We start from the raw sequence: 5,985 nt of genomic DNA, 5'->3' as shown, positions 1-5,985 counted from the left end.
GCTGCCGCGTCCCGTAGGCCGCGAGCGGGGCGTGCGCGGCCCACGCGGCGTCGGCCTCCGCCAGGAGCCGATGGACGGGCTCGCCGGGTACGTGCCGGTGGATGAGGACCTTCGGCAGGCGCGCCGCCACGTCCGAGGGGCGGGCGAAGGACCCCAGCCGGAGGGCCACGGTCAGGCTCGCGGGCCCGTCCCGACGCAGGTCCACCCAGGCCGCCCGCCGGCCGTCCTCGGAGCAGGTGCCCTCCACGAGGACGCCGTCGTCGGCGAGCCCCGCGCACAGCAGGGACCAGATCGCGGGCACGTCCTCCTCCCGGTACTGGCGCAGCACGTTGAACGCGCGCACCACGGTGGGCGGCCGCGGCACGGGCAGCTCGAAGCCGCCGACCGCCCAGGTGACCCCCGGCAGGCCGCCGGCCCGCTCCCGCGCCCGGGCCACCCGAGCGGGGTCGATCTCGAGGCCCACCAGCTCGAGGGCCGGGTTCTGCACGCGCAGCCGCTGGGCCATCTCGACGGCGGTCACCGGCCCCGCGCCGAGGCCCAGGTCCACGGCCAGCGGGCGGTGAGTGCGCCGCAGCAGGGGGCCGTGCACGTCCGTGAGCCAGCGGTCCACCCGGCGCATCCGCTGCGCCGCCGTCGTGCCGCGGGTGATGTGGCCCTGCGGGCCCCGTGCCGGGACTGGGCCGGGCGTCGTGCGCGCGCGCAGCCGCCGGGCCTTCTCCACCATGGGCTCCAGCGTAGGGGAGCGGCGGGACGGGTCCGCCTAGGATGGTGACATGGCGAACACCACGTACACGCTGGTCCTGCTGCGGCACGGTCAGAGCGAATGGAACGAGAAGAACCTGTTCACCGGCTGGGTGGACGTCCCGCTGACCGAGAAGGGGCGCGCCGAGGCCGCCCGCGGCGGTGAGCTGCTGGAGGCGGAGGGCATCCGCCCGGACGTGGTCCACACGTCCCTGCTCAAGCGCGCCATCACCACGGCCAACCTGGCCCTCGAGGCCGCGGACCGCCAGTGGATCCCGGTCAAGCGCAGCTGGCGCCTGAACGAGCGCCACTACGGCGCCCTGCAGGGCAAGGACAAGGCCCAGGTGAAGGAGGAGTTCGGCGAGGAGCAGTTCATGGTCTGGCGCCGGTCCTTCGACACCCCGCCGCCCGCCCTGGACGACGACTCCGAGTTCTCCCAGATCGGCGACGAGCGCTACGCGGACCTGGGCAAGGACGCCCCCCGCACCGAGGCCCTCAAGCAGGTCATCGACCGCCTGCTGCCCTACTGGGAGGAGCAGATCCTGCCCGACCTCAAGGCCGGCAAGACCGTGCTGATCGCCGCGCACGGCAACTCGCTGCGCGCCCTGGTCAAGCACCTGGACGGCATCTCGGACGAGGACATCGCGGGCCTGAACATCCCGACGGGCATCCCGCTGGTCTACGAGCTGGACCAGAACTGCAAGCCGATCACCGCGAACGGCCGCTACCTCGACCCGGAGGCCGCCGCCGCCGGCGCCGCCGCCGTGGCCGCCCAGGGCTCCGCGCACTGACGCGTCCGACGACGACGGGCCGGGACCCCGCCGGGGGCCCGGCCCGTGGCGTCGGGGACGGTCAGGAGCCGGTGGCGTCCGGGCGGTGGGTCGCCCACTCGCCCGTGACGAGGTAGCGCACCTTGGCGGCCACGGACAGGCCGTGGTCCGTGAACCGCTCGAGGTAGCGCGAGGCCAGCGTGACGTCCGTGGTGGTGGCCGGCGTCGCGCTCCAGTCCGGGGCGGCGATCGCGCGGAAGACGGACAGGTGCAGCGCGTTGACGTCCTCGTTGAGGGCGTCGATCCGGTCCCCGTGCGCCAGGTCCTGGGTCTCGAGCAGCAGGACGACCTCCTCGGCCACCTCCACGGCGGCGTCGCACATCGCGGTGATCACGGTCCGGACCTGTTCCGGGATGACGTGCTCGGGGTAGCGCAGCCGGGTCAGCTGGGCCACGTGGCGGGCGAGGTCGCCCATGCGCTCGAGCGAGGAGCTCATCCGCAGCGTGGCGACGACGGTGCGCAGGTCCGTGGCCACGGGCGCCTGCAGCGCCAGGATGCGCACGGCCTGCTCGTCGAGGGACTCCTGCAGCTGGTCGATCCGCGCGTCCTCCGAGATGACCCGTTCGGCGCCGTGCACGTCGGCCGCCTCGAGGGCGGCCTGCGCGTCCATCATGGCGCGGTGCACGAGGCGGGCGATCTCGGTCAGGTCGCGGCCCAGCCGTTCGAGGTCGGCTCGGTAGAGCTCGCGCATGGTCTCCTCTCCCCGGCGACGCCCGTGCGCCGCCGACCCCGACTCCCCGGGGCAACGGTCCACCCTGGCAGGGCAAGATGAACGGCCCATGAACGCCGATCGTCCGGCGTCTGGCGGGGCCGGGGCAGCCCGTCTCCGGGCCGCCAGAGGCTAGTCTGGTGCCGTGGATCCCGTCATCATCGGCCTGCTGTGCGGAGCGGTCGGACTGTTCACCGGAGTGGCCTCCATGCTGGCCTTCCGGGCGTCCGAGCGCTCGCGGACGGTGGACCTGACGGTCGGCGAACCCACCCTGGCGCCGGGCGCCGCCGAGGTCCTCTCCGTGGTCGGCCGCGCGTACGCGGTGGTGGACGACGTCGACGGCGTGGTGCGCGCGAACCCCGCGGCCTACGCCCTGGGCCTGGTGCGGGGGCACTCGCTCGTCCAGGACCAGCTGCGGGAGCTCACGCGGACCGTGCGGGCCGACGGCGTCATCGTCGAGCGCCGCATGGAGCTGCCCCGAGGACCCCTCGGGCAGTCGAGCCTCGTCGTCGAGCTGCGCGTGGCCCCGCTGGACGAGGAGTACATCCTGATCCTCGCCGACGACCGCACGGACGTGACCCGCACCGAGGCCATGCGCCACGACTTCGTCGTCAACGTCTCGCACGAGCTCAAGACGCCGGTGGGCGCCATCTCCCTGCTCTCCGAGGCCATCGGCGACGCCGCGGAGGACGAGGAGGCGGTGCGTCGCTTCGCCGCACGGCTGGGCGTCGAGTCCCGCCGGCTCACGGCCCTCGTGCAGGACATCATCGAGTTCTCCCGGCTGCAGGCCAAGGACGTGGTCCAGGACGGAGGGCCTGTGGACCTCAACGCCGTCGTCGCGGACGCCGTGGACCGCCTGCGCCTGACCGCCGAGGACCGCGGCATCGCGCTGCGCGTGGGCGGCCGCGTGGACGCGGTGGTGCACGGGGACCAGGACCAGCTGATGACCGCGGTGCGCAACCTGGTGGACAACGCGGTGCGCTACTCCCCGGAGGGCACCACGGTGGGCATCGGCCTGAGCTCCGTGGACGGGCTCGCGCAGGTCACCGTCACGGACCAGGGCATCGGCATCAGCCCGGAGGAGCAGGAGCGGGTCTTCGAACGCTTCTACCGCGTGGACGCGGCGCGGTCGCGTCAGACGGGCGGCACGGGCCTGGGGCTGAGCATCGTCAAGCACGTCGTCATCAACCACGGAGGGGAGGTCACCCTCTGGTCCCAGCCGGGCCGCGGGTCGACCTTCACCATCCGCCTGCCCGAGTGGGGGGACGGTGTCGCCGTCGACGGCGCGCCGGGTGCCGCCCACGTCACCGAGCGGCGCGGTCACCGGGTGACCGCCTCGGCCGCACCCCCGACCCGGAAGGAGACGAGCGCATGAGCCGCATTCTGATCGTGGAGGACGAGGAGTCGTTCAGCGACCCCCTGTCCTACCTCCTGGAGAAGGAGGGGTTCGAGGTCACCGTCGCCGCCGACGGCAACGAGGCGCTGAGCGTCTTCGAGCGCGACAGCGCGGACCTGATCCTCCTGGACCTGATGCTCCCGGGGATGTCCGGCACCGAGGTGTGTCGTCAGGTGCGCCAGCGCTCCAACGTCCCCGTGATCATGCTGACCGCGAAGGACTCGGAGATCGACAAGGTCGTCGGCCTCGAGCTCGGGGCGGACGACTACGTGACCAAGCCGTACTCCTCGCGTGAGCTGGTGGCCCGCGTCCGCGCCGTGCTGCGCCGTCAGGGGGAGCAGGAGGAGCCGATGTCGGCGACCATCAGCGCCGGCCCCGTGCGCATGGACGTCGAGCGGCACGTCGTCTCCGTGGACGGCGAGCAGGTGTCCCTGCCGCTCAAGGAGTTCGAGCTGCTGGAGATGCTGCTGCGCAACGCCGGGCGCGTGCTCACCCGCGGCCAGCTGATCGACCGCGTGTGGGGCTCCGACTACGTGGGGGACACCAAGACCCTCGACGTGCACGTGAAGCGCCTGCGCTCCAAGATCGAGCCCGATCCCTCGAGCCCCCGCTACCTCGTCACGGTGCGCGGCCTGGGCTACAAGTTCGAGGCCTGACCGGCGCGCTGCACCCGGGACGACGACGGCCCCGGCTCCACCTCGCGGTGGGGCCGGGGCCGTGGCGTGCCGGGCGCAGGCCCGGCGGAGGTCAGTGCTCCTCGCCGTAGTGGTGGGTCTCCTCGTGGAGGTGCCCGACGAGATCCTCCTCCGAGGGCTCGACTCCCTCGGGGAGCAGGTCACGGTACTGCTCCTGGGTGGCGCTCAGCAGCGGGACGGCCAGGTCGGCGGTGCCGCCGTTGCCGGAGACGGTCACGGGCAGGTTCTCGCCGACCCACACGCCCTCGCGCTCCAGGACGGTTGTGTTCGCCTCGTCCTCGAGCTTGCGGCTCTCGCCGGCGGGGACCTTCAGGGTCGCGGAGCCGCCGCCCTCGGCCTGGAAGGTGTAGGTCTGATCCTGGCCGGAGGTGTTCTCCACGGTGCCGATCAGGCGGGCGGGGCCCGACTCGCCGTCGCCGACGAGGGCGAGGTTGCGGTAGCTCAGGAAGTCCTGCTCCTGGCCGTTGATGCCGTCCGAGGGGGAGTACTGGATGGCGGTGGCGATCGGGCTCACGGCGGAGCAGCCGGTGGCGCCCAGCAGGGCGACCGCGGCCAGCGCACCTGCGGCGAGGTGGCGCCGGGCGGGCCGGGATGCGTTCTTCACAGAGGTCTCCTCAGGTGCGATGACGTGCTCAGGAGCCCCGAGGCAGGGGTCCTGCCAGGTCAGGCTACCGCATCCCGGGACGCCGGCCGGCCCGTGGCGCCGGGTCGTCCACTATCACATCCGGAGGCCGAAGATGTGACGGCGCGCGCGGCATGACGAGGCCGCATGATAGAATGAGACGACTGAAAGGGGCACAACAACATGGTTTTTGAGGTCGGAGAGACCGTCGTCTACCCCCATCACGGTGCTGCGCGGATCGAGGAGATCAAGATGCGCACCATCAAGGGGGAGGAGAAGATGTACCTCAAGCTCAAGGTGGCGCAGGGAGACCTGACCATCGAGGTCCCTGCGGAGAACGTCGACCTCGTCGGCGTGCGTGACGTCGTGGATGCGGAGGGGCTCGAGCACGTCATGGAGGTCCTGCGCGCCGAGCACGTGGAGGAGCCGACCAACTGGTCCCGCCGTTACAAGGCGAACCTGGAGAAGCTCGCCAGTGGCGACGTCAACAAGGTGGCCGAGGTCGTCCGCGACCTGTGGCGCCGCGACCAGGACCGCGGCCTGTCCGCCGGTGAGAAGCGCATGCTCGCGAAGGCTCGCCAGGTGCTCGTGTCCGAGCTGGCGCTGGCCAAGAAGGTCACCGAGGAGGAGGCCGAGGGTCGCCTGGACAAGGTGCTCGAGGGCTGACGGGCAGCACACGGCAGGGGAGGGGTCCGCGTCCACGACGCGGGCCCCTCCCCTGTCTCGTCCCCGGCCCGTCCGGCGCCGCCGGAGGGGGTCCCGGGCCACGGGCACCGGCGCGCTCCCTAGGATGAGGCCATGCCCACCGCCCTCGTGATCGCTGCCGCCGGCGCCGGCACCCGCCTCGGCGCCGGGCTGCCCAAGGCCCCCGCCCCCCTCGCGGACGGCCGCACCCTCCTGCGCCCCCCCCTGGACTCCGGCCCCCCCCCCCCCCCCTCCGCCGCCTCCCGCAGCTCCAGCAGAAGGCACTGCTCCGGGACTCACTCCCGCTC

7 protein-coding genes and 1 pseudogene are annotated in these 5,985 nt (G+C 72.9%); 5 read left to right on the top strand and 3 right to left on the bottom strand.

Translation table 11 applies throughout. From position 1 onward, the window contains the following. On the bottom strand, nt 1-724 hold a 724-nt coding region (locus D8M29_RS07660), incomplete at its 3' end, for a class I SAM-dependent methyltransferase (RefSeq protein ID WP_127445885.1). Nucleotides 725-773: 49 nt separating this feature from the next. Here D8M29_RS07660 and D8M29_RS07655 point away from each other — a divergent pair. Beyond that, complete coding sequence (locus tag D8M29_RS07655) at nt 774-1,532, top strand: phosphoglyceromutase (RefSeq protein WP_036384685.1); 759 nt, start codon at nt 774-776, stop codon at nt 1,530-1,532. A 61-nt stretch (nt 1,533-1,593) separates the two neighbouring features. Here the strand turns inward: D8M29_RS07655 and phoU are convergent, their stop codons facing one another. Further along, the gene (gene phoU / locus D8M29_RS07650; RefSeq protein ID WP_036316039.1) at nt 1,594-2,262 is read right to left on the bottom strand and encodes a phosphate signaling complex protein PhoU; all 669 of its coding nucleotides are present in this window, start codon (nt 2,260-2,262) and stop codon (nt 1,594-1,596) included. A 163-nt stretch (nt 2,263-2,425) separates the two neighbouring features. On the opposite strand from phoU, the gene D8M29_RS07645 reads away from it, so the two are divergent. Together D8M29_RS07645 and D8M29_RS07640 are read left to right on the top strand one after the other, a co-directional pair. Beyond that, nucleotides 2,426-3,655 carry a cell wall metabolism sensor histidine kinase WalK gene (locus D8M29_RS07645; protein WP_036316036.1) on the top strand — a complete coding sequence of 410 codons (1,230 nt, stop codon included), beginning with the start codon at nt 2,426-2,428 and terminating at the stop codon, nt 3,653-3,655. Continuing rightward, nucleotides 3,652-4,332: a response regulator transcription factor gene (locus D8M29_RS07640; RefSeq protein WP_002858071.1), complete on the top strand. Its 681-nt coding sequence runs from the start codon at nt 3,652-3,654 to the stop codon at nt 4,330-4,332. Before D8M29_RS07645 ends, D8M29_RS07640 begins: the two co-directional genes overlap by 4 nt. A 91-nt stretch (nt 4,333-4,423) precedes the next feature. Here the strand turns inward: D8M29_RS07640 and D8M29_RS07635 are convergent, their stop codons facing one another. Beyond that, nucleotides 4,424-4,975, bottom strand: coding sequence for a hypothetical protein (locus D8M29_RS07635; protein ID WP_036384688.1), 552 nt, complete (start codon nt 4,973-4,975; stop codon nt 4,424-4,426). A gap of 201 nt (nt 4,976-5,176) precedes the next feature. Between D8M29_RS07635 and D8M29_RS07630 the strand changes: the two genes are divergently transcribed. Together D8M29_RS07630 and D8M29_RS14190 are read left to right on the top strand one after the other, a co-directional pair. Beyond that, on the top strand, nt 5,177-5,659 hold the full coding sequence (locus tag D8M29_RS07630; RefSeq protein ID WP_036384689.1) for a CarD family transcriptional regulator: 483 nt from the start codon (nt 5,177-5,179) through the stop codon (nt 5,657-5,659). 132 nt (nt 5,660-5,791) lie between these two features. Continuing rightward, nucleotides 5,792-5,985, top strand: a pseudogene (locus tag D8M29_RS14190) (hypothetical protein); the annotation flags it as partial.

Source organism: Micrococcus sp. HSID17227, from assembly GCF_003989405.1.
Classification (GTDB): domain Bacteria; phylum Actinomycetota; class Actinomycetes; order Actinomycetales; family Micrococcaceae; genus Micrococcus; species Micrococcus luteus.
Note: the sequence above shows the minus strand (reverse complement) of the source record. Positions and strands in the feature narration are given on the sequence as shown.

Bases quoted from the DNA above. Each gene is read 5' to 3' on its own strand.
- D8M29_RS07655 (WP_036384685.1), top strand. From the start codon at position 774: ATGGCGAACACCACGTACACGCTGGTCCTGCTGCGGCACGGTCAGAGC.
- D8M29_RS07630 (WP_036384689.1), top strand. From the start codon at position 5,177: ATGGTTTTTGAGGTCGGAGAGACCGTCGTCTACCCCCATCACGGTGCT.
- D8M29_RS07640 (WP_002858071.1), top strand. From the start codon at position 3,652: ATGAGCCGCATTCTGATCGTGGAGGACGAGGAGTCGTTCAGCGACCCC.
- phoU (WP_036316039.1), bottom strand. From the start codon at position 2,262: ATGCGCGAGCTCTACCGAGCCGACCTCGAACGGCTGGGCCGCGACCTG.